The 23638-nt window shown below is 44.8% G+C and carries 32 protein-coding genes; all 32 read left to right on the top strand.

Annotated features, from left to right (window positions below):
* Position 1 precedes the first annotated feature (1 nt).
* The 32 genes from H70357_RS23735 to H70357_RS37200 all read left to right on the top strand — a co-directional run bounded on the left by H70357_RS23735 (position 2) and on the right by H70357_RS37200 (position 23629).
* Positions 2–241 carry a hypothetical protein gene (locus tag H70357_RS23735; RefSeq protein WP_038594834.1) on the top strand — a complete coding sequence of 80 codons (240 nt, stop codon included), beginning with the start codon at positions 2–4 and terminating at the stop codon, positions 239–241.
* The gene (locus H70357_RS23730) at positions 238–459 is read left to right on the top strand and encodes a hypothetical protein (RefSeq protein WP_038594831.1); all 222 of its coding nucleotides are present in this window, start codon (positions 238–240) and stop codon (positions 457–459) included. Before H70357_RS23735 ends, H70357_RS23730 begins: the two co-directional genes overlap by 4 nt.
* Positions 438–905 carry a BC1872 family protein gene (locus tag H70357_RS23725; protein ID WP_156130929.1) on the top strand — a complete coding sequence of 156 codons (468 nt, stop codon included), beginning with the start codon at positions 438–440 and terminating at the stop codon, positions 903–905. The genes H70357_RS23730 and H70357_RS23725 overlap by 22 nt, the downstream gene beginning before the upstream one ends.
* Positions 906–917: 12 nt before the next feature.
* The gene (locus tag H70357_RS23720) at positions 918–1220 is read left to right on the top strand and encodes a hypothetical protein (RefSeq protein WP_052092214.1); all 303 of its coding nucleotides are present in this window, start codon (positions 918–920) and stop codon (positions 1218–1220) included.
* 30 nt (positions 1221–1250) lie between these two features.
* Entirely contained in the window at positions 1251–1751 is a 501-nt protein-coding gene (locus H70357_RS34510; RefSeq protein ID WP_052092213.1) for a YopX family protein, read from the top strand.
* Between the two features lie 15 nt (positions 1752–1766).
* Positions 1767–2159, top strand: coding sequence for a hypothetical protein (locus H70357_RS23705; protein WP_231578309.1), 393 nt, complete (start codon positions 1767–1769; stop codon positions 2157–2159).
* A 104-nt stretch (positions 2160–2263) separates the two neighbouring features.
* A complete protein-coding gene (locus H70357_RS23700) occupies positions 2264–2470 on the top strand; it encodes a hypothetical protein (protein WP_038594827.1) in 207 nt (68 codons plus the stop codon).
* Positions 2463–2762 (top strand): hypothetical protein, encoded by a 300-nt coding sequence (locus tag H70357_RS23695; protein ID WP_038594825.1) that lies wholly within the window; start codon positions 2463–2465, stop codon positions 2760–2762. The genes H70357_RS23700 and H70357_RS23695 overlap by 8 nt, the downstream gene beginning before the upstream one ends.
* A 214-nt stretch (positions 2763–2976) precedes the next feature.
* The gene (locus H70357_RS23685) at positions 2977–3399 is read left to right on the top strand and encodes a RusA family crossover junction endodeoxyribonuclease (RefSeq protein WP_038594822.1); all 423 of its coding nucleotides are present in this window, start codon (positions 2977–2979) and stop codon (positions 3397–3399) included.
* Positions 3396–3593 carry a hypothetical protein gene (locus H70357_RS23680; RefSeq protein WP_038594821.1) on the top strand — a complete coding sequence of 66 codons (198 nt, stop codon included), beginning with the start codon at positions 3396–3398 and terminating at the stop codon, positions 3591–3593. The genes H70357_RS23685 and H70357_RS23680 overlap by 4 nt, the downstream gene beginning before the upstream one ends.
* A gap of 109 nt (positions 3594–3702) precedes the next feature.
* Positions 3703–4704: a hypothetical protein gene (locus H70357_RS23675; protein ID WP_038594820.1), complete on the top strand. Its 1002-nt coding sequence runs from the start codon at positions 3703–3705 to the stop codon at positions 4702–4704.
* 55 nt (positions 4705–4759) lie between these two features.
* Positions 4760–5083 (top strand): hypothetical protein, encoded by a 324-nt coding sequence (locus tag H70357_RS23670; RefSeq protein WP_038594818.1) that lies wholly within the window; start codon positions 4760–4762, stop codon positions 5081–5083.
* Positions 5084–5425: 342 nt separating this feature from the next.
* Positions 5426–5839, top strand: coding sequence for a hypothetical protein (locus H70357_RS23665; protein ID WP_038594815.1), 414 nt, complete (start codon positions 5426–5428; stop codon positions 5837–5839).
* Between the two features lie 642 nt (positions 5840–6481).
* Positions 6482–7039, top strand: a complete 558-nt coding sequence (locus tag H70357_RS23660) for a hypothetical protein (RefSeq protein WP_038594813.1) — start codon at positions 6482–6484, stop codon at positions 7037–7039.
* On the top strand, positions 7002–8534 hold the full coding sequence (terL, locus tag H70357_RS23655) for a phage terminase large subunit (RefSeq protein WP_038594811.1): 1533 nt from the start codon (positions 7002–7004) through the stop codon (positions 8532–8534). Before H70357_RS23660 ends, terL begins: the two co-directional genes overlap by 38 nt.
* A gap of 11 nt (positions 8535–8545) precedes the next feature.
* Complete coding sequence (locus H70357_RS23650; RefSeq protein ID WP_038594809.1) at positions 8546–8785, top strand: hypothetical protein; 240 nt, start codon at positions 8546–8548, stop codon at positions 8783–8785.
* Between the two features lie 21 nt (positions 8786–8806).
* Positions 8807–10858: a portal protein gene (locus H70357_RS23645; protein ID WP_231578504.1), complete on the top strand. Its 2052-nt coding sequence runs from the start codon at positions 8807–8809 to the stop codon at positions 10856–10858.
* Between the two features lie 89 nt (positions 10859–10947).
* Entirely contained in the window at positions 10948–11877 is a 930-nt protein-coding gene (locus H70357_RS23640; RefSeq protein WP_038594804.1) for a hypothetical protein, read from the top strand.
* A gap of 10 nt (positions 11878–11887) precedes the next feature.
* On the top strand, positions 11888–12301 hold the full coding sequence (locus tag H70357_RS23635; protein WP_038594802.1) for a hypothetical protein: 414 nt from the start codon (positions 11888–11890) through the stop codon (positions 12299–12301).
* Positions 12302–12318: 17 nt separating this feature from the next.
* Positions 12319–13278: a phage major capsid protein gene (locus H70357_RS23630; protein WP_038594800.1), complete on the top strand. Its 960-nt coding sequence runs from the start codon at positions 12319–12321 to the stop codon at positions 13276–13278.
* Positions 13279–13289: 11 nt separating this feature from the next.
* On the top strand, positions 13290–13607 hold the full coding sequence (locus tag H70357_RS23625; RefSeq protein WP_038594798.1) for a hypothetical protein: 318 nt from the start codon (positions 13290–13292) through the stop codon (positions 13605–13607).
* A gap of 4 nt (positions 13608–13611) precedes the next feature.
* Complete coding sequence (locus H70357_RS36025; protein ID WP_156130928.1) at positions 13612–13788, top strand: hypothetical protein; 177 nt, start codon at positions 13612–13614, stop codon at positions 13786–13788.
* A gap of 237 nt (positions 13789–14025) precedes the next feature.
* Positions 14026–14637, top strand: coding sequence for a phage adaptor protein (locus tag H70357_RS23615; RefSeq protein ID WP_038594793.1), 612 nt, complete (start codon positions 14026–14028; stop codon positions 14635–14637).
* A 4-nt stretch (positions 14638–14641) separates the two neighbouring features.
* Positions 14642–16735, top strand: coding sequence for a hypothetical protein (locus H70357_RS23610; RefSeq protein ID WP_038594790.1), 2094 nt, complete (start codon positions 14642–14644; stop codon positions 16733–16735).
* Positions 16736–16895: 160 nt separating this feature from the next.
* Positions 16896–18125 carry an O-antigen ligase family protein gene (locus H70357_RS23605; protein WP_038594787.1) on the top strand — a complete coding sequence of 410 codons (1230 nt, stop codon included), beginning with the start codon at positions 16896–16898 and terminating at the stop codon, positions 18123–18125.
* Between the two features lie 53 nt (positions 18126–18178).
* A complete protein-coding gene (locus H70357_RS23600; protein WP_038594785.1) occupies positions 18179–18742 on the top strand; it encodes a phage adaptor protein in 564 nt (187 codons plus the stop codon).
* 238 nt (positions 18743–18980) lie between these two features.
* On the top strand, positions 18981–20141 hold the full coding sequence (locus H70357_RS23595; protein ID WP_231578308.1) for a hypothetical protein: 1161 nt from the start codon (positions 18981–18983) through the stop codon (positions 20139–20141).
* Between the two features lie 10 nt (positions 20142–20151).
* On the top strand, positions 20152–20772 hold the full coding sequence (locus H70357_RS23590) for a hypothetical protein (protein WP_038594779.1): 621 nt from the start codon (positions 20152–20154) through the stop codon (positions 20770–20772).
* A gap of 47 nt (positions 20773–20819) precedes the next feature.
* Positions 20820–21305 (top strand): stalk domain-containing protein, encoded by a 486-nt coding sequence (locus H70357_RS23585; RefSeq protein ID WP_038594777.1) that lies wholly within the window; start codon positions 20820–20822, stop codon positions 21303–21305.
* Between the two features lie 89 nt (positions 21306–21394).
* Positions 21395–21484: a putative holin-like toxin gene (locus tag H70357_RS37205; RefSeq protein WP_442950452.1), complete on the top strand. Its 90-nt coding sequence runs from the start codon at positions 21395–21397 to the stop codon at positions 21482–21484.
* Between the two features lie 259 nt (positions 21485–21743).
* Positions 21744–23243, top strand: coding sequence for a hypothetical protein (locus H70357_RS23580; RefSeq protein ID WP_038594775.1), 1500 nt, complete (start codon positions 21744–21746; stop codon positions 23241–23243).
* Positions 23240–23629, top strand: a complete 390-nt coding sequence (locus H70357_RS37200) for an aggregation-promoting factor C-terminal-like domain-containing protein (protein ID WP_081965894.1) — start codon at positions 23240–23242, stop codon at positions 23627–23629. The genes H70357_RS23580 and H70357_RS37200 overlap by 4 nt, the downstream gene beginning before the upstream one ends.
* Positions 23630–23638: the final 9 nt, after the last annotated feature.

The following is a 23638-nucleotide window of genomic DNA, read 5'->3' as shown; positions in this document are numbered from 1 at the left end:
CGTGAAACAAGGATTCTGCAGTTCCTCCGAATCAAAGCCGTGCGTCGTCTGCAACAAGCAAACAGCGAATTACCGGACTTATGAGCAGGCTAACATCGAAATCAAAATACCTCTTTGTGACAACGTGTATGAGAATAAATACTGCTGGCGTTCGGTTGATGTTAAAAAGCTTGTCCGGCAGCAATTGATAGATTTAAAGCGCGAGATTCTGAAGCAGGCTGAGGAAGGAGATAACCAATGACAGAAGTACCAGAATTCCAAATTTCGGATATCGAGGGATGCGAATTTGTTTCCAGTCGGATATTCGGCAGCATGCTGATTTCGTGGAATGACAATGTAGACAGTGAAGGTTGGGGAAAAATACTGGTTGTTTACGCTGATGGATCTAACATAACAGTTACTCAAGATCAAGCTCAACAGAAATTGGATAGTGGAGAATGGAAGGTGTATCGGCCATGACACTCACAAGGGAAGAGATACTAAGCCGCACTCCGGGACCGGAACTGGACGCACTAATTGCTGAACATGTATTTGGTTGGTGGAGAATGAAAGGTCCAAACTTTGACTATGACGGACCTTGTGATTCAAATGATGTACTTGTTCCACCGACCATCACCAGTGAAGAAGAAGCATTCAGGTACTTGCCGCCAAAGGGAGTCATACCGTTCACCTACTTTGTAAATCGTGGTTGGTCAAAAGATATATCCGCAGCATGGAACATATTGAAAGGCATGAAAAAATACACATTCGATCTTTTTTGGTCAGACAAACGTGAAGAAAATGAACAATGGGTTTGCATTTTTTCACCTGATGATCCTGAATCCCAAAAGCATTACAAGGTGTATGGTGGTTCAGCACCTGAAGCCATCGGTAAGGCTGCATTACTAGCGGTACTTAACTTATAAGGGGGCAGAGACATGGGCAATGTCGCAAAAATGCCAAAATACCCTTGCACCTTTTGCCGCAGGAATGAAGCCACTCAACTATGTGATTTTGTAGTTGGCTACCTATGGACCTCAGCAAAAGATCAAAGGGGGCATATGATAGGCGGACACCACGAAACCTGCGACAACGGCATTTGTAAAGAGTGTGCCACGAATGTAGCAGGGTTTGAGTTTTGCCCGTCCTGCAATAAGCTACACGCCATGATCCAGAAGGACCATGATAAACGGAGAAGCAAGTTGAATATTGATATAGCGTTTGGAAGAGTTGAATTTTAGGGGGCAGACCCCAAAGGGAGAGGATACACGATGGGCAGAGAGATTAAGTTCCGGGCGTGGGATAAGAGTTTCAAAAGAATGTTTGTTCCTTCACAAATTGATTATGAGTTAGGCGGAGAACTGGAAGACAGCAAAAAAGAAAACGTTCATGTATGGAGGAAGCCATTCGATGGTGAGAACGCCAATTGGTCATCATCCGGTCACTATATTCATGGGAAAGATGTGGAGCTCATGCAATACACCGGATTAAAGGACAAGAACGGCCGGGAGATCTACGAAGGGGATATTGTTTTAGAGGACTATTTCTCTAACGTCAACCCGAATGACCACTCAGATGATGAATATATCGACGACACACCAAGAAAGTTCATTATCTGCTACGACAGCAATCAAGGAAGATACAAGGCAGTTCCTCCAGAAACATATCGCATAAATGCCGGGAATGGCGGTTGGACTGGATATGATGTGCGGGGATATAAGGCTGAAGTCATCGGCAACATCTACGAGAATCCAGAACTAATAGAGGTATAAGGGGGAGAAGAGGATATGAGCACAGCAAGCTATCAATTATCGGATCAGGCGTCATTGAGCAACATTATCAATCAAGCGCTCCACGCATTTCCAAAGGCCTTCATAAACCGCAATAACGAAATCATCCTTGAACCAAGAAATAATGTGTACTTCAGGCTGGATGGATTAAGTACAGAGCTTGATTTCAAATGTAAGATGTTTGCTTGGGTTTCCCGTCCGATAGCTAAGGGTTTAAACAAATACTGGGCACCGCGGGTTCTGAGAAGTTTCAATGAGGTGATGGGTACTAAATTCACTAAAGATGAAATGTACGAAATCTATGACCGGCTGGGGAACGATGTAAACCGGAAGCTGAGTATCCAATTCATCGAATCCGGGTACGACATGGCGCTATTGATGCGGAATTAACTCCTTGGCCGAAGACCATCGAATCAGACCGAATAATCCCAGCGCAGCGGGGGCCGGATAAGGTTTACATAATCTGGCTCCCCATAAAGAAAGGAACAACCCACATGATCAATTGGATAAAGTACCCTGAGAACGAACCAGAACGCAACAAGGTTTACTTGGTGTATGGAAACGGTAAATTAGCAAGTGCGGAACTTGATGAAGTAGATGCTGGAAGGTTCATGTGGTACACGCCAAATGGATATATAGCCGATAGAATCACCCACTATGCCCACATCAACCTACCAGGGGAGGAAACAGACAATGCCTAAACTGTCGGATCAAGAAATTGAAATTATTGAAAAGACGCTCACAAAAACTTGGTCGGTAAATCGTATGGAGTCAGGTAGATATCTGAAAATGATTCGTGATAATTCGTACACTTGGCTTACAGAACTGGTTTCTGAAGTAAAGGAACTGAGGGCAAAAGCGGCTGACCCCACACCAGTACAGCCAGACAGCGATATAGATCCTCACAATCTACCTGAAAGCACAACCATTAAGCTAGTGATGACACGAAGTGAATATGAGAGAAGATACGGAATGGGAGGTAATCAAAAATGAGTAGTGGCGTAAAAAGACATCGCCGTATCACCCCTATGCCAGTAGTATCCAGCTTTCCACCACCGAACCGCGCCACATGCCATAGTGAATGTATCACCCGGCAAATGACACCCCAAGAGTACACCGACATGATAGCCAAGTACGGACCACCAAAGATGCCACTCAAGCAGAACAAGAGTCACTACCTCAGCGGCAAGAAAGGTAAGAAGGGCGCATGATCAAATTCACGGTATACGGGGCTCCTGTCGCTCAAGGCAGACCCCGGGCAACTACAGCCACAGGCTTTGTAAAAATGTACGATCCAGCCAAGTCCAAACACTACAAAGATTATGTGAGACTAGCCTCCCGGGAATACGCACCGCCACATCCTCTACAAGGGGCGCTAGGGCTTGAAGTGATTGCTTACCGTCCACTAACATCAGTCATTCGCAAATCGCTTAAAAAGGCCGCTGCAGCCGAGAAAGGAGAGATCCTACCACTCACCAAGCCTGATGCAGACAATTACCTGAAGGGGATCACAGACGCGCTCACAAACATCATGTGGGTGGATGATAGTCAAGTAGTCGAGGCCACAGTAAAAAAGAGGTACAGTGCAAAGCCAAGAATTGAAATATCAATTTGGGAGGTCAGCGCATGAAGGCAGCATGGATCAACCTTGGCACTGGATATAAGCTCATTGACGATTCAGGGGTCCATAGAGGCACGATCATTACGCTGGACAAGCAAACACACCAGCGGAGCTTAAGGGCGCTGTATGACCCTCCTGTGGTCATATACACAGAGGGTTGCAAGATGCTGCAAAAGGACTTGATTAATCTCAAAACGGCATGATTAAATCATGAGTAAACGTTAGAAATACGGAGAAAAATGTACAATAAAGCCGGGAAATAGTGTATAATATAGGTAATAATCAAGAATATGAACGAAATGGGGAGTATTTGTGCAAATATCGGAAATTGAAACACAGATCAACCAGTTGCAATATGAGCTTAACACGGAAAATCAGCACGGGGGACTCCGGGACAATGCAAAGGTGGCGAACCTTGAGGAAAAGATTGCGGAACTGACCGCAGAGTTGGACAAGCCGGAAGTTGACCCAGTAATCGCACGCGGCGAAGAAGAGATTGAACTGTTTGGGGTGCCTCTTGGCGCATACTTTACCACTATCGCGGATCATGTGGCTGTAAGATCGGTAGTTATATCAGCATTCAGACAATTGATCCAAGAAAAGAAAGACATTGAGGAAGGGTATAACAAGCTCAGCGAAGCTTCAGAAGCGGAATCGCAAAGACTGAGCGAAATTATCGAGGCGAAAGATACGGAAATCGCAACCTTAAAGGCAGCGCTGTATGAATCTAAATTGCAAGCAGAAGACCACGCTACAAAGCGCGACAACGCCTCTAATGAACTACAGGAAGCAAAGAAAACGATTGATGAATTAAACGATAAGATTGCAGCAGCTACGGCACCAAAGGCACCAGCGAGAACAAACCTTGATGGCGCAGAAACGGTGAAGAAAGAAAAGAGAGTAATACACAGTGTAGTTTATGAGGGTAAATGGAATGAACAGTTCAAGGCCATACTTGCGGATACTGAAGAGGAAATTAAAGATTACACGCTGTACAAAGACATAAAATATACGGAGGTAACAGCCGAGAAGGCAATTCCGTTTCGCACCGAATACCTTGCAGCGCAACAATCGGACGTTAGTGATGAGGATCATTCATACGATATTCCCGACCAAAACAGCGACGCAACCACTGAAGAGGTAACCTATACGGCCCCGGCCTTTCGCGACACCGAAGAAGATACTACCGAAGGCGCAGCCACTGGATTGGTTGCTGAGACATCAACAATGGCTGGATCGACAGTTACACGGGAAGAGTTCGAAGAGCTCAAAGCCAGAGTTGCCCAAATCGAGTATGTACGATCGGTTGCTTAAGAAGATGAATGAGTGAGGCGGCTCCGGTCGCCTTTTCTCCTAAGGAGTAATTTTGATGAAGAAGAGGATCACGAGGGATCAACTTTCTGAAATAACAGAAGAACAACAGAAAATATTAGCAATTAAATGGTCGCCTGAAGTCGGAGATTACATTGTAGATTTACTAAACAATGATCCAAAAGAGTATTTTGTCACAAATGCTGAAAACATCAGTAAACCTCACCTTAAAAATGTGCCTTTGCTAACCATCGGACAAATGATTGAGATATTACAAGACTCTGGAATGCAAATATTTTTGGATGGGACTCATTGGTACGATAATGATATTTGTGACAAACTTTGGGATGAAGTTAAGAGAGTTGTGGCTGAAAAAAAGTAGGCGACAGGGTCCGGCACAAGTCAGGCATAACCGGCAGGATCATACGTATCAACGAATGGGTATATGTATGGATAGACGGTACACGGACGACGATGCCATATCATGCGGGTAGCCTGGAAGTGATTGGAGTGGTAAAACATGAGTGATCCACTGAAGAATCTTATAGAACACTTTGAATCATTAACATATGTTCGGTGTGAATGGATTAAGGAGTTGCCCGGGTTATCAAATCCGAAGATCGGAACAGTACAGCAAATAGATTGTGAGGGAGCACATAAACTACGTGATGAGGGGTATGTGCTGGTGTTGGAATAATTCATTTTATCTATAGGGGGGATAACCATGAACTGGAAGGAGTCATACGCCGATACGTGCGCTGAACTGCAGATGATGAAGCTCAGGGAATTTGAACTTCGTAAGCAATGGGAAGCCGCTCAGAAAGCTATGGTTGAAGGTAAGTTGCCATCAAGCATCTACTGCCATATAGATCTGGTAAAGGGACTGGAACTATATAACATAGCTGCTGATAAGCTAAATGAGTGTGTTGACGAGGTACAGCGATTGGAAGGTATCAAGCGTCAATATGAATCATACATGGATCAGTTCACGGGGTTGGATAATGTAATATTGTCCAAACGTGCACAGGGGTACAGTTTGAAGGAAATCGCCGCACATACTGGACATTCGTACGGATATATTCGCAATAGAATGGCTCAACATGACAAAGTAGTGACAACAAGTGCAAAGGCATCGTGATATAATGCTAGTATGAGGAATTGGCGATCAGTGACGCGCGGACTGCCCCTATCGCCGATTCCCATCAATTCCACTCACTCCTTAGGGTAACACCTAAACTCATGCGCTGACTGCTACGGGTTGGCGCTACCTTTTAGCAACACCCATCCCCAACGCGCTAGAGAACAGCGCCCCTTCGATGTTGGGAATGGTTTGCATATATGATGTGGTGGCGGAATATGTAGACGCTACTTACAGTTAAGGAACAGTCTTACGATATGCCTACCTAGAACAAGTTGGGTAAAAAGAAGTAAGGTAGGAAGGCTGAAAAAACCGTTGAAAATACGAAACTGTATTTCCCTGAAACATGGTGCCAACTAACAACGGTATAGTTCCATGCAAGGTGTAAATCCTTGCCCACATCACAAGAGGTAACGACATGTCGTCGTTGCCTTTTTTGTATTTGCGGCAAAGCCGCCATCGAGACGACCGAAATACTAAGCAAAGCGAGGCCGGATAAGGTTGAGGTATTCAGAACGGTACGTATATTGGATATTAATGGCTATGATATATATCTTCATAGAGGTAGTTAGATAGGTGACAACATGCTGTCGCTACATTGTGTTAGGTGGTTACATTTTGGATTAGGGGGAGGTGAACACAATGGGAGCAGGTGTAGCTCTGGATGATGAAAAGCGAGAACGCATCAAGGCCCTGCTTACTATGGGCAAGTCAAAGAACCTAATTGCTAAAGAGGTTGGTGTATCATGGGCAACTGTGGACAAGATCAGTAAGGAAGAACCGGATGAGCTTGAGAGTTTGCGAGAAGAGAAAAGAGAAGAATTGATCGATGTTATCTACGATGATATGAAGCAGGCTCTGGCATTGGGGAGACAAAAGATAAAACTTGCTCAGGCGGCAGCTGAGAACTTTGATGGAATTATCGAAAAACTCACAGATGCTCTCACGGATGCTAATGCAAATCCCAAAGATATCATGGATATGGTGAGAGAAGTCTCATCGGTAATGTCGATTCCATTAGGCCAGATATCCACATACTTCGGTACCCTATATGATAAACGGGCGCTGATGAAGGGTGATCCAACAGCCAGCACTAACATAAACGGATCAATGACCGTTAAACAGGATCTGAAGAAGCTTTCACCAGAGGAGTTGAGGAACCTTGAAAACATCCTTGGCAAGGTTGCCGACACTGGATGAAGTCAGACAGGCACGTGCCTATGCTGACTTTTCTTATTTTATGGACTATGACAGTGAGTACCGGGATCGGCCGGGAAAACATTTGGATGTGCTTGATGAAACGCTGATGAAGGTGTCCACCGGAGAACTCAAGCGTGTGATAGTGACTATGCCCCCGCGGCATGGTAAGTCGGAACGAGTGTCTAAGAAGTTCCCAGCATGGCACGTCGGACGCAATCCCGGCGATGAAATCATTGTTGCATCATACTCAATCGACCTGAGTAGAGGATTCTCAAGGATATCACGTGACACTTTAACCAGTAATCCCGGCGTGTTTGACGCTGTTGTTGACCCGAATAATAAATCGTCTGAATCATGGGGCATTGAGGGCTACCGTGGAGGCGTTACAGCTGCTGGTGTGGGCGGATCAATAACAGGTAAGGGCGCAAGGATAGCAATCATTGATGACCCTGTGAAGAACGCGGAGGAAGCTAACTCAGAGGTTATGCGGGAAAAGGTGTGGGATTGGTACACTTCAACGCTGTACACTCGCTTAACTCCAGATGGTCGCATAGTCGTTGTTATGACACGGTGGCATGAAGACGACTTGGTAGGTAGGTTGCTAAAGAAAGAAGCCGACGAGATTAGAGAAGGAATACACGTGGGCGAGCGTTGGACAGTCATTAACTTCCCGGCTATTGCGGAGGCTAATGACTTTTTAGGTCGTACCGAGGGTGAAGCGTTATGGCCTGAATATGGCTTTGATGTTCGCCGCATGGACCAGATCAAGTCCGATGTTGGCTCGTATGTATTCAATGCCTTATATCAGCAAAGGCCATCAGCTGCAGGCGGTACGATATTTCAGCGCAAGAACTTCAAATACTTTCAAGAGGAAACTAAGTTCGTATCAATGCAATATTTACTGGTAGGTGAGAAGAGATATGAGAAATCAAGGTGCAAGATATTTCAAACGGTTGATACAGCGAATAGCGAGAAGACGATCAATGACTACTTTGTCGTAACTACATTTTATGTTACGCCGGACAATGACATACTCATATACGATGTATACCGGACTCATATTATAGGACCTGATCAGAAGCCACTCATGAAAGAGCAGAATTACCGTTACCGTCCATCATTTCAGGCCATTGAAGATAAAACCTTCGGCACCAACTTGATTCAGGAAATGACCCGCGAGGGCATGACGGTGCTACCGATTAAGGTAGATAAGGATAAGGTTACTCGCAGCTTACCAATCGCAGCACGATATGAGGCTGGCAAGGTTTATCACCGTGAGGGAGCGCCGTGGCTAACGGATTTCGAGGATGAACTATTGAGCTTCCCACGTGGTAAGAACGATGACCAAGTGGACACCATATCCATTGCTGGAGAACTGGTGCACACTATCGTATACAATGACGAACCGTGGACAGCAATGCCAGATGACCGGAGACAAGGACGGTTTGACGACGATGATGATGACGAACCACAGCAGTACAGTGGAATCTTATAAGGGGTGATACAGTGACAGACACCAACATCATAGCCATATTCGGAGTGATTGCCATCAGCGCAATCGCTTATTTGTCGTCTGTGATCATAAGCAAGCAGCAAGCGACGATACACGATATGACAAACAAACTCATGGCGAAGGATTACCGGGAGTATAAGCAGATGGATAGACCACCTGAGCCGGATCCACCTAAGCACAAGCCTATGAGTTGGGCTGATGACATTCAATACAACGATGAATTGAAGCAATAGGGAGGTGATAGCGTGGCAGTAATGGACAAGATAAAAAGCATATTCGGCAACGAAGGAACAGAGAAACCAGAGATTGAACCGATCAACACCCCACAGCAGCAGAAGCTTGTAAATGTGGTTCAGACGGACTTCAGCACATATAAGGAAAATCGACAGAACATTGAACCGACATGGCAGCAGGAACAGCGAATGTACCGCGGTGATCACTGGTACGGACTGAGGCCCGAGCATATTACCAACCTTAGACCGTCCAACGTGGATAACATATGTTGGGCGCAAATTGAATCTATTGTCGGTAAAATCACCGGCTGGGACCCATTCCCTGACTTTGAGGCGCAGGAGGAAGGTGACGAGGAAAAGGCGCAGGACCTCAACGACTTCATGCCATATGAGTTGCGGCAGATTGGTTTCAGGTCGAAGTATACACGGGCCATTCGGACATGTGTTATTCACGGACCGTTGATCCTCAAGACCATCTATGACCCTACAGTCGAGGGTGGGAGGGGCCTTAACCGCTGGGATGGACAGAACGATATCATACCAGTGGAATTGGGTAGTTTCTTCCCGGACCCGCGCATCATCGACTTCATTAACCTTCAAAAGGCCGGAGCAAATATCGTCAAGACGCCGCAGCCACTGAGTTACTTCAGAGAAAGATGGCCGAAGCAAGGGAAGAAGGTTCAGGCTGAAAGTGATTCAGATGTACGCATATTTCAGAACGAAGGCACACAAGAGTCATTTAACTTCACTGACACTTCTGGAGACGCAAGTACACAAAGTCAAATGGCTGGTCTGCTGGAATATTGGTACAGAGGGCTACCTAAGGTGATTACGCCAGAGGATAAGCAGCTATTTGAGGAACAGGCTACCAACCTTGTAGAGAGTGGCAAAGACCCATCAGAAGCATTAGCCAAGGCTGACGGAACCATGGAGGGCATACACTGCATCTATGTTAGCGCCGGTGGCGTGTTCCTGGAGCATAAGGCATATGTATACGATCATGGTAAATACCCGTTCAGCGCCCGGACATTGTTCCCTATTGAAGGCAGCGTGTGGGGCAAGGGATTTATGAGGGACATGATTAAGCCGCAAATCATGCTGAATAAATTCGCTGAATTGGCTGTTGAGACGATGGCAAAGCAAGGTAATGCTGGGGCCATGTATGAGGAAGGTGCAATCAACTCCAAACAGGTGCGAACCTGGAAGGAACAGCGATCCATGCCGGGAGCTATGTTGCCCGTTGCGCAAGGTGGACTTGAGAAGATCAAGGAAATTCAAGGTGTAGACGTACCTTCTACTGTATTCAACATGATTGAGTACTACCTGAACATGCTTCAGAAGATCCCGGGGCAGTTCGATTCTGCCAATGGTCAGGCCAGCAGCAACGTAACCAGTGGAGAACAAGCGAAGGCTCTAATATCGGCAGCTAGCACACGGTTAAACTCAGTTACTGATGCGATACAGGAAGCGCTAGAAGAGACTTTCGGCCAGTATGTTGAGCTGATTGCGCAATTCTACACTACTGAACGTGTGGCACGTGTAACAGGCCGTAAGGTGGGCATGAGCCGGGACAGGTTGGTTAACAGCGTAGACACACAGCTTCAGAATCAACTAGATAACGGGGAAGTAGAAAAGCTAGACCTTCAAGAAGAGTATGTGCCGATGTTTGATATCAAGGTAAATATCGCAGCAGATAAGCCGGTTGACCGTGAATACTGGGTGCAGATGGCCTTCAACATGCTGAAGATGCTTGATCCGATCACACAATTACCTATGATCGACGCTGAGGCGGTCCGGTACACCGTCCAATATGGGCGTATGGAGCCTATGAACGTCATACAGCAGCGCATCCAAGAGGCTGCACAGGTGCAACAACAGCAACAAGAGGCCATGATGCAGGCGCAGCAGTTACAGCAAGAGAATCAAGGGTTACAGCAGCAACTTCAACAGGTCAATGATCAGCAAGCACAGACACAACAGCAGGATAAACAGTTCGAGCAAAGCATTCAACAACAAAAGATTGATATAGAGGCCGCGAAAGCAGCCGCAGCATTAACAAAACAATCAGCATAGTGGGCCGTGGGTGAGAATCCCCCGGCCTTTTCTATTGCTTTTTACCTCGCTCCCACCCATAGGAGCCATTCGATAAAGGAGTGTTACCCATGGAAAACCTTGACAACAACGCCCCCCAAAGCGAAGGAGTCGAACCGTCCGCCCTCCCACAGGCCGACACTGAAGTCAGTGAAGCATTAGCGTTGTTTGGCATTGAACCTACAGCACCTGAAGCAGATCCAGAACCCGCGCCCGAAGAAGATCCTCCCACAGATCAGGAACCGGAACGTAAGGGAATTACCGTCAAATTCAATAAAGAGGACGTGTTTATTGAAGATGGAAAGGTGGCTGAATATGCGCGTAAGGGACTGAACTACGAAAAGGTAGAAGGTCGGGCCAAAGAATACGAAGCCGCACTGGATAGAGCAGCAAAATTAAACGGATATAAGGATAATGCGGAGTATGTCGCAGACCTTGACCGTTTGGAACAGCAAGCCATTCAAGATAAAGAAAGCAAATTCGCCACACTGAAACAGGAGTTAATTGATGGCTACGCTGCTGATGGATACGACCCCAAGCAGATTGAAGAGTTAATTGACAATCATCCACTCTTCACTGAAGCCAAAGCTGTTTTGGACCGTGATAAGGCTTCACAAGAGGCACAGAAAAAACAACAGTCAGAAGAGTCAATGCTTAAGGGCTGGCAAGATCTGTTTGCTAAGTATCCTGATCTGGCAAGCGCGATGTCAGAGGAAGGACAAGCAGCAGAATGGTTTACTCCTGCCATTCAGGAAAAGATCAACCGCGGATACGACCCGATAGATGCTTATGAATTGGCGAACCGGGATAAGATCAGCGCGGAAGAACGCAAGATGGCCGAGCAAAATGTGCTGAAACAGCAACGGCTCAATAAAAGGGCTGCTGTGGTAACGACTGGCGGCGAAGCAAGAGACGAAGTTGAAGTACCGAAAGAACTGGCTGATGCATTCAGCCTATTTGGCATTGATCAAAAAGAGGCAAAAAAATACGTGAAAAAGTGAGGTAATCAACATGGCGTTCAAATTCGCATTTAACGATTACGGCGCACCTACGCACCGGATCAGTTCTATTCTAGCAACAAACTCTGAAGCTTTCGTACTCGGTGAGGCTGTAAAACTCGCAAGTGGTCGCTGGACCAAAGCAACAAACGGTGCAAATGTGGCTGGTTTCGCAAATCAAACCCTTGCAGCTGGCACAGATCAGTTCCTTGAGGTGGTTATTGCACGTGAAGGCGACTGGTTCGAGGCTCCATACACTGGCACACCTGACGCTGCATTCGTACCAGGGGTTGAAGTGGCAGACGTTTCAACAGACGGACTATCTGTACTGGCTTCAGACGTAACTGCCGGACCGTTCTCCATCCTCAATATCAATACTGCAAAGTCTCTGGTTACACTCAAAGTCAAAAAACGGGTATTTTCCTAAGAAAGGGGAGCATTTAAATGGCAGTTACAGCATTGCAATGGGATAAAAACGTACTTGAACCGGTGTTCCGTGAACTATATACAAGAGAAATGAGTAATAAAAAGGACTATGTACCGTCTATGTTTGATGTCCAAAAGTCTGACAAAGCCACTGAAAGCGTTGAAATGATCGGCGGCGAAGGGCTGATGGAGGACTGGAAGTTCTCTAACAACCAAGTCAAATATGAAGATGTGGATCAACTCTGGCAGAAATACTTTACTCACTCCAAGTATTCCTTGGGCCGCGAGATTGACCGCGACTTCGTGGATGACTTGAAGCTTACCGCCATCCGTGACCGGATTCGCTCTCTGGCTGATGCCGTATACAAGACGCAGCAAATGCAAGGTGCACAATGGTTTAACAATGGGGACCGGACTACGACAGCTGTAGACTACCGCGGCCGCCTGTATAACGCTGCACTGCCTGATGGAAAGGCTTTGTTTGCAACGGACCATCCGTACAGCCCTACAAACTCTGTTGATACACAGTCAAACAAGGGTGTTCTTGAGTTGAACATTGATAACTTTGACGCCGCATTTGTTGCTATGCAGGGATGGAAAGATGATAAAGGTAACCTGATGGCAGCAATGGGCGACACCTTGTATGTAGCTCCTGGACTTCGCCGGACAGCGCTGCAAATTGCTGGATTGCCTGACGGAGCCGTGAAGTATGAACCAGGAAATGCAGACCACAACGCAAACGTTTATGCAGATGGCAGTATTAAAGTCATTGTAAATCCGTTCTTCACGAACCCTAAAGCTTGGGTACTGGCTGACTCAACACGGATGAAAAACGCCATGAAATGGTTCAACCGCAGACTGGCTGAGACCGGTTCAATTACCGATTTTGATACTGAAATCGCTAAATACAAAGTCGTTAAACGCTGCTCGTTTGGTACAGTAGACTGGGCATGGGGATACGGGAACTTCCCAGTATAAGGAGGGTTATCATGAACGTATCTTCTATCGGAATTAAAAAGGCGGGATCTGCATCACAGCAATTCTTGACGAATCTTTTTGTAGTCACCGCTACCGTTGACCCGGCAAGCTTAGCCACTGTCACGGGTGCAGTTACAGCAGCCATTACAGCCACTGGAGCAGCATTAGGGGATAGAGTTGAACTCTTCCCCCCTGCTGACATGCAAGGCGTCATGGCGTTTGGATATGTATCCGCAGCGAATGCGGTTAAGATTTCCTTTTTCAATCCCACGGCGGGAACTATTGACCTTGCTTCTGGCACGTGGACAATTCATGTGATTAGGAAGTGATGATATGGAGCCGCAACGTGTAGGATTTGAATCAACGAATGCAAATATAGACAAAGTGCCTTACATCACCTTACAAAGGGTCACAAAAGAAATGAGCGCATCTGAGAAAAAGGGCGCTGAACTTTGGAACATCATGGTTAACTGGATTAGGAATCACGGCGGAATGGAGGACAAGGACTGAGGGGGCTTTTAGCTCCCTCTTTTCTTTTATAACTATGGAAAATTACCGCATGGAACTAGATGCCTTGAACGCATTGGTCAGAGCGCAGCATAGAACGAATGAACTATTGGAGAAATTGTTGGAAAAAGAAGAGACTCCTAAGAAGGTGGAGACTGTTAAGAAAAACATAATCCGGGATGGGCAAACGGGCAAGCGAACTGGCCGCAAACCTCGTGTTCCGGCCTAAGGGGTGTTGACATGTTATTACAGGAAATCGTGGAAGAAATTGTTGAAAAAATCCCAGAGAACACTATGCCGATCACATCAATCCTTAGGAAGATAACTCAGGTACGTGATCGGTTGTTACGCAATCTCAGCCCCGCACAGGCTCAATCTGACGTACTTAACCAAGCATTCGACCTAACAGCAGGTAATGGACTGACGGACCTTATATGCCCTCCTGGTAATGTTACGGAGGTCGCTATCCGTAACGCCATATACACAAATCAATCATTTGATGATGATGAACGTGACTGGCGCCGGATTCCACTTAGGCAGTTCGACGAACAGGCTCGCGGACCATATTACTACTTCGTGGCCGGGCAGATCGGCATATACCCTCCACCCATCTACGATACTTTTTACGGCATCAAGATATTTTACACCGCAATCATCGGTGAGTTGACGCTGGATGACTTGAATCATGGCAGTGGTTTTGATCCTGACTTTGATATGTTACTGGTATATGGCGTGCTGAAGGACATCATGCCTGACAACGGAAACTTTTATAACCGGTATCAGGAACTGTTTAAAGAGTACACATCAGCAACGAGTGGTTATGAACGATACGTAGTAAAGGAAAGATGGTGAGCATATGACAAATTTATATCCGTATAGATCAAGCACAACGCCTACCATAGCAGCTGAGGACGATCCACGGTACGAGACACCGGGCGGGGCGCAGAATAAGGTTGAGTCCTACGTATCACAGACGTATAACATCGGGGATAAACAGGTAACGCAGCCTAAGATAGCTGACGGTGCTGTGGGACCGGACCAACTAAGCCCGGAGGTGTTACAGCAATATCCCGAGGCTGCGGTAGTCGCTAAGTTCATTCAGGTTGATGAACAGTTGGCGGACATTGTGATTAACGTTAAGAATTTTGGCGCGATAGGTGACGGTGAAGTGGATGATGACGATGCAATCCGAGCAGCAAACTTGTATGGATACAATAAAGCACGGGTGCCAAGCGTCCAGACTATACCAACTAATTCCATGCAAATTTACATTCCGGCAGGTATTTACCGAGTGCGTGGGAACCATGTTTTTGGTTCTCCTTTAGCTGAAGGACAATCAGGAACTTCTCCAGCTATCGATTTTAAGCTCATAGGAGACAATGCAACAATAATATGGGAACTCACTTCCGCATCAGATGAATTGTTCTATTTTGATGGTACTATCACGATGCCTCAGGTAAGTGGGATAACAATTATACCTGTTTCCGAGAACCAATCTATATCCATTGGAGGTACGATTTTTAAATATTTCAACAATTCCACTGTTCTTGGTTATGCAGATGCAAGTAAGGGGAATTATCATAATATTTCAGTATGGAATGGCCGTTCAACATCCAATCCAAATTTTACAACAAAAATAAAAAGAGTATTTCACAATAAAGGGTATGGAATGGGTGATCAAACATTAGTATTAAATTGTAGATTCTGGTACTTTGAAACATTATACCTTGGTGAAAATACTGAATCAGTAAACTGGACGTTCGATTCATGTGGATTATATGGTGGTGGTTTCACAACGTCAGTTTATTTCCATTTCACTAAAATGTCAGATAATTTTAATGTTAGAAATTGTTCATTCTCAGTGAGCAGTTCTGAAACACTGTTGAAAACAGACTCAGAAATATCAGGTGGGTTTTATACGCAATCGGCCGTATCCAATTTTAATTTTGATAATAATCGAATTGAAATATACGGTTCATCTGGGACAACGTGGAAATTAGCAGATATGAACTTTGGAAGATTGAATATGAGGAATGCGAACCTTAGATTAGCTTCAGGTGCATCATTAGTTAAAACAATAGTTTCTGCTTATGGACTTGCTAACTTTAATTTTGAAAATGTCGTATTCAACAATGTTTTGTTTCTTCTTCCAATTGCAATTGCTCCAGCTATTACTGGGGGTCTTTCTTCACTGGGAGCTATTTTTAGATACTGTGATCTTTTAAGCACGGGTTATGAAATAAAATATTATGATGGGACAACTCAATACAACATAAAAGATGTATTCGTAAGTGCTCTTATCTTCAAAAGTGCACGTTTTGAGGAATGTACTCACTCTAATGGTAACGGTACTATAGACTTCGACATAACCAACAATCAAGCATCAGTAGGAACAGTGCGACGGATAGAAAGAACATTCAACTTTTCAAAAGGTGGGATAGCACTAGGAAACACATTCTCACTTCCACCTTTTCAAACCATTAAGAACATCAAGATATATGTCTCCGCCATTTCTAGTACCTTTAGCGCATTCCGCATATACTTTGGAGATAAGTCAATTGGAAATTTTATTGATGTAGCAAATCCGAACCCATCCACAGATATAAAGAGCGAGTTTTTGTTGTGGGAAGGAATTGCAACGATATACTATTCAGACATTACCCTTCAATCCATCACTGTTTACGTTTTAAATAGCGGCGTAGAAACTGGAGCGATAAGGTCACAGATTTCCGTAACATGTGAACCGTTAGATCCACTAACATTTGGATTAACTACAACAGCTGATTCTATTCAAATTAGAACAAAAGTGCAGAACACATCTTACGGAACAACCGCAAACAGACCAACCATAGGACTATATATCGGAAAAAAATATGATGATACTACCCTTCAAAAGACAATAACGTGGTGGGGGAGTAGTTGGAAAGACGCGACCGGCACTGTGGTGTGATTGTGTTACTATAGATTGCCTACTTTTAATGGTGGAAATACAATGACCAATTTTTATGTAGGTAATCCGATATTTAGATTGAACAACTGACCAAAATGTCATTGAAGTAAAATAATTCCTGATGTAAAATATGGGAATTAGCTTCAGGGGGGTCAATGATTTGTTATTAGACGAGGGAAAGAAGAAAAGAGAAGGTGTGTTCATTTACCTGTCATTAATACTGTTATATTTCACAAACTTTATGAATGTTGGGCACTACGCGATATTTGCATTATTTCCAATCGTCATTATCATGTTCTTCAGAACCGGAGCAAAAATAAACATACAACAGTTTATGCTTCTGCTGTTTTGTAGTGTCTTTGGTTACTTTCTTAACGCTTACCAATTAAGGACTCCTGGCATCATTTTTATAACCGTTGTTTTTCCGAGCGTTTTTTATTTTCTCGGAAAATATTTAGCGCACAAATCTAAAAAAGTGACAATGCACGTTCTTGTGTTAACTATTTTGACCATAACCGGATTTGGATTTACAAATGTGTACACATCAAATGTCATTGATCTTCTGCAATGGCGCGGCGTTGAAAGTGTTTGGGGTTACAAAATTTCGGCAACTGGCATTAACGCTTATATATCATTGGGGTTATCCTTAATTCCCATGCTATTCATTAAGGATTCCAAACGGAAAAAGCTGTTATACTTGATAATCTTCGGATTATCTGTATACTCTATGACCAAAATGGGAAGTAGAACTGGGATATTGATCATTGCTCTGTCTATAGCTTCTTATTTCCTTATATTAAAAAGGGTTACGAAAAAGTCGATATTCGTTTTGGTTATTGGAGCGTTTGCGGCTATGTACTATTACAAAAACGCTCAAGGGTCGCTTTTTTTATCCAGAACATCAGGAATGTCTTTTGCAGATGACCCACGAATCAAAGCTTGGGACGCGGCATGGAAAGGATTATTTTTGTTCCCGAGTGGAGGAAAACAAACTGTTCTACCTCTGCAATATGCTCACAATTTATGGCTGGATGTAGGTTTTGAAACTGGAATTATTCCTTTTCTGTTGCTTGCGATATTTTCTTTACTTGTCTTGTTGAATGTCGTTAAGCTAAATCGAATTGAAATTCCTTACAAGTTGAAAGTGTTGTTCCTCTGTTTATCCAGCGCCTTTGTTGTTACGTTCTTTATGGAACCTGTTCTAGAGGGATGGATATTCTACTTCAACGCATTTTGTTTATACGCCGGGCTTTTAAATGGCACTATTTCCACAAGCAATGTAATAGAGAAGGAAAAGAAAGCAAATACAAGAAGCATTCAATTACTGCGGACCAGTATCGTATGTTTCAGCACTCCTGTAGTTCTGATGCTGGCATTACTCCTTTTTTAAACTTATATAATCATTAACAATTAGGGAAGTTTGTTTTTAGAAAGGAGGCCACTATGCAAATCAGTGATATCATATCAGAAGCTGACCTACTGGTCCCGAACGAAGTCCCACTTGCAGACAAAATCGTCGCACTGAACGCGCTAAACAATGACTTTTTCAACGTGGTTAAGATCCCGAGGGTGCTGTCACTCGCGCCGGTAAAGGATCAGGCAGCATATTCCATATCAACTGAGGTCCGGCTGAAGAACATTGACCTTGTGATGGTGGGAATCATCAAGTATAAGGAACTCGTTCCCGGCACTACGAACCCACTACAGAACACCTATACCTTTGACGACAGCACCCATACATTGACCTTGCGTCCTGCGCCGTACTCAAACGGTTTGCAGGGCGTTTTACGTTACGCTAGGATAGCGACAACAACATTCACGACAGGCAACCTGGGCGCAGTTCCAGACGCTCCAGACGAATACCACTTTACTTATTACGTGGGATTGGCTGCATACCTTGCTAACGCGATGGACGACACCGGAAAGGCTGCAACCTATGAGAGCCAATACCGAGCCGTATGGGAACAGGCTGCTACACAATATGCAGGGGTGACCGCCAATGGTTAACTATGTACCACGCAAACGAACGGAGTACCAGCCGCTGACAGGCATTCAGGATCCGATCAGTATCAGGCAGTGGCAGGGACTAAATACCTTTGATCCACTCAGCATATCCGAAACACAACTCACCGATATGTCAAATATGTCTACATCCGATTACCCGGCTCTCTCTGTGAGGGCTGGGTATTCTGTTTTAGGCACGTTTGGCAGTCGGATACTGGGCGTGGGTGCATGGAAAAGTGAGTTGCACATCATCGCGAATGACGGAACGTGGAGACGCTGGAACGGAAGTACATGGACCACGCTGCTTACGGGTATTGATACAATCGCTGAGTGGGCATTTACCGGGTTCCAAGGCGCAGATTGGGCAGACATCAATCTTATAGGCGTGAATGGCATCGTAGCTAAGCGCTATGACGGATCTACGATAGTCGATTTGTCGGGTGTACCAGCAGGAGCAAAGTACATCACAACATACGAAAATCGTCTCTGGGTAGCTTTTGGAAATGAGATTAGGGCCTGTGCAGTTGATCAACCAGAGGTGTGGAATGATTTTGCTAATTTAGATGGATCATCATACGGGAAGACGATTGAAAGCACCCGAGGCGAGAATGTTAATATGCTGTCTGGAAGCCTGACCAAGCTTACCATCGGAATGCCTAACAGCTTGCACGAGTTATACGGTGGTGTGCCATCAAGCTTTGTTACAAAGCTAATTACGGACGATGTCGGTGTACTGAATAATAAATCTGCTACAACACAAAGCGGTATTATGCGCATCATTGATCAAAGGGCTATATACGATTATGCTGGTGGCAACCTTCCAAATCAGGAGTTCTCACAAATTGTTGGCGGGTATCTCACAGGCATGGATACCAATACCGTAGCCGGTTCGGACCCGGATCTATTGTATTTCCGCACACATACCAATGAAATTATGGTATACGACTCCCGTACAGGCGTAAGCTCATGGAGTAGGTGGAACGGTATTAATCCAACATTCTTTTTAATGCTGGATGATGTGTTGTATATCGGGGACAGCACAGGTCGAGTCCTTAAAATGTTCACCTCGTCAGACGATGCAGGAACTCCGATAACGGCTTATTTCATAACCAAGCCATTCTCCAACTCCACGCTTTCAAGACGGCAGAGATGGATTAAATTATGGATGTATGCTGAAATTCCGGTTGGTACAACGGTTAACGTTTATCTTTCCACGACCAAGGACGGAAACGACTTCAACTTAGTTCATACGGTAGCTGGATCAGGAACCGGCGTGCAGCGAGTAATCATCCCGGTGCGTAGTGTAGTGCTGGAAAATACGGTCCGCGTCAAAATCGAAATGATAGGTCCTTGCAAGATTCATGAGCTTGTTCGTGAAGTCCGGCAACTGCCACTATTTTAGGAGGGTTATCATGGGTATATGGAAAATGTCACAGTTGAAAGCACCGCCTCTCACAGACGATCCAGTGGAATTACGAAAGTATATTAACTATCTGTCTAACCAGATTGCTATCATGTTTAAGGACTTGGATTTCACCCTGAACGGTGACATCAATTTTACTAATGTTAAGGCGGATGGCATCACAGCAAAGAACATTAAGGCCGGGTCAGTGACAGCAGAAAAGATTCATGTGGATGAATTGTCGGCTATATCAGCGGATTTGGGAAAGATCACAGCCGGGGAAGTGTACGGTACATATATCAGTACCAACGAAACCGGATATCCTAAGACAGAAATGAGTAATACCGAAAAATTGTTTAGAACTTCGTATGATGAAAACAATTACATCAATTATGTTTCGAACTATGCAAATGCACCAGCTATTGAATTTGTTACAGGTACATTACTTAGAGCAAGAATTAGTACGATTTTTGCAGACTGGGAGGTTTACGCCCCCTATGGTATCACATTAACTTCTCCTACTGTACAGTTCCAAAATTGGTCAGTGATATATAATTCTGATGAAAGCAAGACCCTACAAGATGAACTTAATGAGTTATACAGTCGAGTAGAGGCACTAGAAGGTCCATAATTATTGTGGTATATTGGTGAAAAATGGAATTATAAAGGGAGATTGACATGAAAAAATATATTGTTGGATTCCTGGTCGGGGCTATTTTCACCATTTCAACTTCTGTGTTTGCAGATGATATTAAATCTTTGATCGGACAGACGGTTCAAGAAACTGCTGTTGTTTCTCTGGATGGCAAGGAAATTGGTTCTGCTGTTATCATCAACGGTACAAGTTATGCTCCTGTTAGAACCGTGAGCGAAGCATCAGGATTAAATGTTGATTATGAAAAGGGCGTGGTGAAAATGAAAACAAAAGCTAAACAATACTCTACCGATGAACTACAAAAAGAAATAGATAAATATGCAACTTTGATTACTTCAACTGAGGAAGGCATTAAACGAGCTAATGAATCAATAGCAGCAGGTAAACTTAGTAAAGATGAGTTGGATTATCTAACAGAAAGCAAGGCGAAACGCGAAAAACTGCTCACTTCGTATAAAGAAAAGATTGCAGAACTCAAGACCCAACTCGCAGAACTGCAAGCACAATAAAAAGACCATACTCCAATAGAGTACAGTCTGCTATAATAATCCAGTACAATGGCATAAGGGCGGTCGGCTAGTCTCCTGTAAAGGAGGTGATGCCTGTGGAGATAAAAGATGCGTTAACGTTAATGATCCAATTTGCAACGTTGATGATACTCGTTTTATCTTTTAACAAAAAGAAATAGACCGCCCCCCAGTAAGGAATCGGTCTATTCTTGATCACCCTTGCAACGCCTACCGCTCTTAATGCGGATTGTACATGAGGGGAGTCGTGTTACAGCACGGCTCCTTTTCTAATTGTATCTTAGCATATCGGTTTTTATACAACAAGATGATACAAAAATAACCCGAAACTATTGCCCATGTATGCTACATTTAAATAAATAATTGATCGGCTAGAGGACTCCATTCGGGGTCCTTTTTCTATTGAAAAGGAGGGTTATCATGGCAGAGAGCATATTCAACTTGGACAATCTACGTAAGGCGGTACAGACGTACAAGACCAATAAGACCGCATCAACCGCCGGATCAGCACCGGGAGCAATAGCCGGTATGATGGCTGGCGTACCTAATCCAACAGTACAGAGCAACGGACTACCACAGGCGGCAATCAAAGCGGCCAACAATGTAAGGAGTGGCAATGTTGCTACAGCAGTTCCGCCAGCGGCTACAGCAGCAGCTAAGAGGATGGTTGCTACAACTTCACAGCCGCGAACAGAGCAAGCTTTGTCAGCGCAGAGCAATCTGGTGAACACACCATTTACCTTTAACGCTGAAACAGACCCGTCCTATCAGGCGGCACTTCGGGCGGCCCAACAGAATTTGCAAGTGAACCAAAAGAATACAAACGCGCAACTCCGGGCAACGGGTCAAGGTAAGTCCTCTTATTCCGAAACTGTAGCTAATCAACTGGCTAACCAGAGCGCAGAGAACGTAGCAAACAATATCCTGCCAATCTACGCGCAGCAGGCATACCAGCAGTATCAGGACAGCATAGGCAACCAGCGTAATCTGTACCAGGATTATAACCAGCAAGATTTCCAAAACCCAATTACAGAGTCACAGGTAACCGGTAATTACATGCCAGCAGAAGCCAAACAAGCAATTCAGAACCTTATAGGGCTTAAAGCGCAGGCTGAGACAAAGGGAATAACCAAGGATACACGTACACAGTTGAGCACAGAGGCTGATGCAATCCGTGCACAGCTTAAGTCATTGGGCATTGATCCAAGCTTCTACAGCGCGGACAAGACAGCAGCACAGGCGAGTGCAAACAACCCGGGTATACGCACACTAGCAGGCCAAGCGCAAGACCAATCAGTTAAGAACGCTAACCTTGATGCAGCCACGACAGTAGCTAATACAACAGGCCGAGCAGTTACACCGCAATCCGACTGGCAAGGTCTGTACAGACAAGCAGCAGATCCAAATACACCACTCACAGCCAATCAGCAGAATACACAGGAAACAATTTCCTATCAGAAAGCCCGTGACGCAATCTCTGACAAGCAATGGCAAGCGAAATTCGACGAAGATGTTAAACAAAACGGGTTGAGTTATGCGCTTAATGTCCTACAGGAGCAGAATCAAACGGCGTATCAGCAGGCTAATCTTGCGCTGTCGCAGGATGATAATGCCCGGGCGTGGGTACAAATGGATGCTGAGCAGGCCGGAACTAGCCCGACGGCTGGTCTTACTGCAAATCAAATACTCAGCAGCATGAAGAGTCTTTACACTGAACCCGTGTATACCACAAATGAATTAACGGGTGAGCAAAAGAAAACGGGCGATAAGATAACAGCGGATCCAACGAAGCGTAAGCAAATGTTTGAATCTGTGGTTGATGCTGGATTAAGTGATGCTGAAACAAATCAGATTCTTTTATCGCTGGGCATGACAAAGAAAGAAATTGATTCGCTTCTAAAAACGTACTCGGGAAACTGAGTAGCCCCACAGCTTCGGTTAGTGGGGCTTACAACAATTACTACAAAGCTTCGGCGGACGCAAAATCTAATCCGAAAAATTATGCGATTGCATCATCGGCTATATCTCAATCCTTAAAAGCAGCAGGTAAACCAGCAGAATGGCAGAAACCCCTTGAAGAATTGGTGGCGCGGGAGAGCAGCTTTAATCCTAATGCAAAAAATCCTAAATCTACGGCTGCTGGGCTATATCAGTTCTTGAATGGCACTCGTAAAAATTATGGTGGAAACAGCGTAGACTGGTCTGATCCAAACCAGCAAGCCAGCAAAGGACTTCAATATGTAATAGATCGTTATGGGGATCCTTACAAAGCCCTTCAATTTTGGGACAAAAATAAGTGGTACTAAGGAGTGGTC

This window comes from Paenibacillus sp. FSL H7-0357 (assembly GCF_000758525.1).
In the GTDB taxonomy this organism is placed as follows: domain Bacteria; phylum Bacillota; class Bacilli; order Paenibacillales; family Paenibacillaceae; genus Paenibacillus_AQ.
This window is presented reverse-complemented; position numbering and strand designations above follow the sequence as displayed.

Bases quoted from the DNA above. Each gene is read 5' to 3' on its own strand.
- H70357_RS23730 (WP_038594831.1), top strand. From the start codon at position 238: ATGACAGAAGTACCAGAATTCCAAATTTCGGATATCGAGGGATGCGAA.
- H70357_RS23725 (WP_156130929.1), top strand. From the start codon at position 438: ATGGAAGGTGTATCGGCCATGACACTCACAAGGGAAGAGATACTAAGC.
- H70357_RS23720 (WP_052092214.1), top strand. From the start codon at position 918: ATGGGCAATGTCGCAAAAATGCCAAAATACCCTTGCACCTTTTGCCGC.
- H70357_RS34510 (WP_052092213.1), top strand. From the start codon at position 1,251: ATGGGCAGAGAGATTAAGTTCCGGGCGTGGGATAAGAGTTTCAAAAGA.
- H70357_RS23705 (WP_231578309.1), top strand. From the start codon at position 1,767: ATGAGCACAGCAAGCTATCAATTATCGGATCAGGCGTCATTGAGCAAC.
- H70357_RS23700 (WP_038594827.1), top strand. From the start codon at position 2,264: ATGATCAATTGGATAAAGTACCCTGAGAACGAACCAGAACGCAACAAG.
- H70357_RS23695 (WP_038594825.1), top strand. From the start codon at position 2,463: ATGCCTAAACTGTCGGATCAAGAAATTGAAATTATTGAAAAGACGCTC.
- H70357_RS23685 (WP_038594822.1), top strand. From the start codon at position 2,977: ATGATCAAATTCACGGTATACGGGGCTCCTGTCGCTCAAGGCAGACCC.
- H70357_RS23680 (WP_038594821.1), top strand. From the start codon at position 3,396: ATGAAGGCAGCATGGATCAACCTTGGCACTGGATATAAGCTCATTGAC.
- H70357_RS23670 (WP_038594818.1), top strand. From the start codon at position 4,760: ATGAAGAAGAGGATCACGAGGGATCAACTTTCTGAAATAACAGAAGAA.
- H70357_RS23665 (WP_038594815.1), top strand. From the start codon at position 5,426: ATGAACTGGAAGGAGTCATACGCCGATACGTGCGCTGAACTGCAGATG.
- H70357_RS23660 (WP_038594813.1), top strand. From the start codon at position 6,482: ATGGGAGCAGGTGTAGCTCTGGATGATGAAAAGCGAGAACGCATCAAG.
- H70357_RS23645 (WP_231578504.1), top strand. From the start codon at position 8,807: ATGGACAAGATAAAAAGCATATTCGGCAACGAAGGAACAGAGAAACCA.
- H70357_RS23640 (WP_038594804.1), top strand. From the start codon at position 10,948: ATGGAAAACCTTGACAACAACGCCCCCCAAAGCGAAGGAGTCGAACCG.
- H70357_RS23635 (WP_038594802.1), top strand. From the start codon at position 11,888: ATGGCGTTCAAATTCGCATTTAACGATTACGGCGCACCTACGCACCGG.
- H70357_RS23630 (WP_038594800.1), top strand. From the start codon at position 12,319: ATGGCAGTTACAGCATTGCAATGGGATAAAAACGTACTTGAACCGGTG.
- H70357_RS23625 (WP_038594798.1), top strand. From the start codon at position 13,290: ATGAACGTATCTTCTATCGGAATTAAAAAGGCGGGATCTGCATCACAG.
- H70357_RS36025 (WP_156130928.1), top strand. From the start codon at position 13,612: ATGGAGCCGCAACGTGTAGGATTTGAATCAACGAATGCAAATATAGAC.
- H70357_RS23615 (WP_038594793.1), top strand. From the start codon at position 14,026: ATGTTATTACAGGAAATCGTGGAAGAAATTGTTGAAAAAATCCCAGAG.
- H70357_RS23610 (WP_038594790.1), top strand. From the start codon at position 14,642: ATGACAAATTTATATCCGTATAGATCAAGCACAACGCCTACCATAGCA.
- H70357_RS23600 (WP_038594785.1), top strand. From the start codon at position 18,179: ATGCAAATCAGTGATATCATATCAGAAGCTGACCTACTGGTCCCGAAC.
- H70357_RS23590 (WP_038594779.1), top strand. From the start codon at position 20,152: ATGGGTATATGGAAAATGTCACAGTTGAAAGCACCGCCTCTCACAGAC.
- H70357_RS23585 (WP_038594777.1), top strand. From the start codon at position 20,820: ATGAAAAAATATATTGTTGGATTCCTGGTCGGGGCTATTTTCACCATT.
- H70357_RS37205 (WP_442950452.1), top strand. From the start codon at position 21,395: ATGCCTGTGGAGATAAAAGATGCGTTAACGTTAATGATCCAATTTGCA.
- H70357_RS23580 (WP_038594775.1), top strand. From the start codon at position 21,744: ATGGCAGAGAGCATATTCAACTTGGACAATCTACGTAAGGCGGTACAG.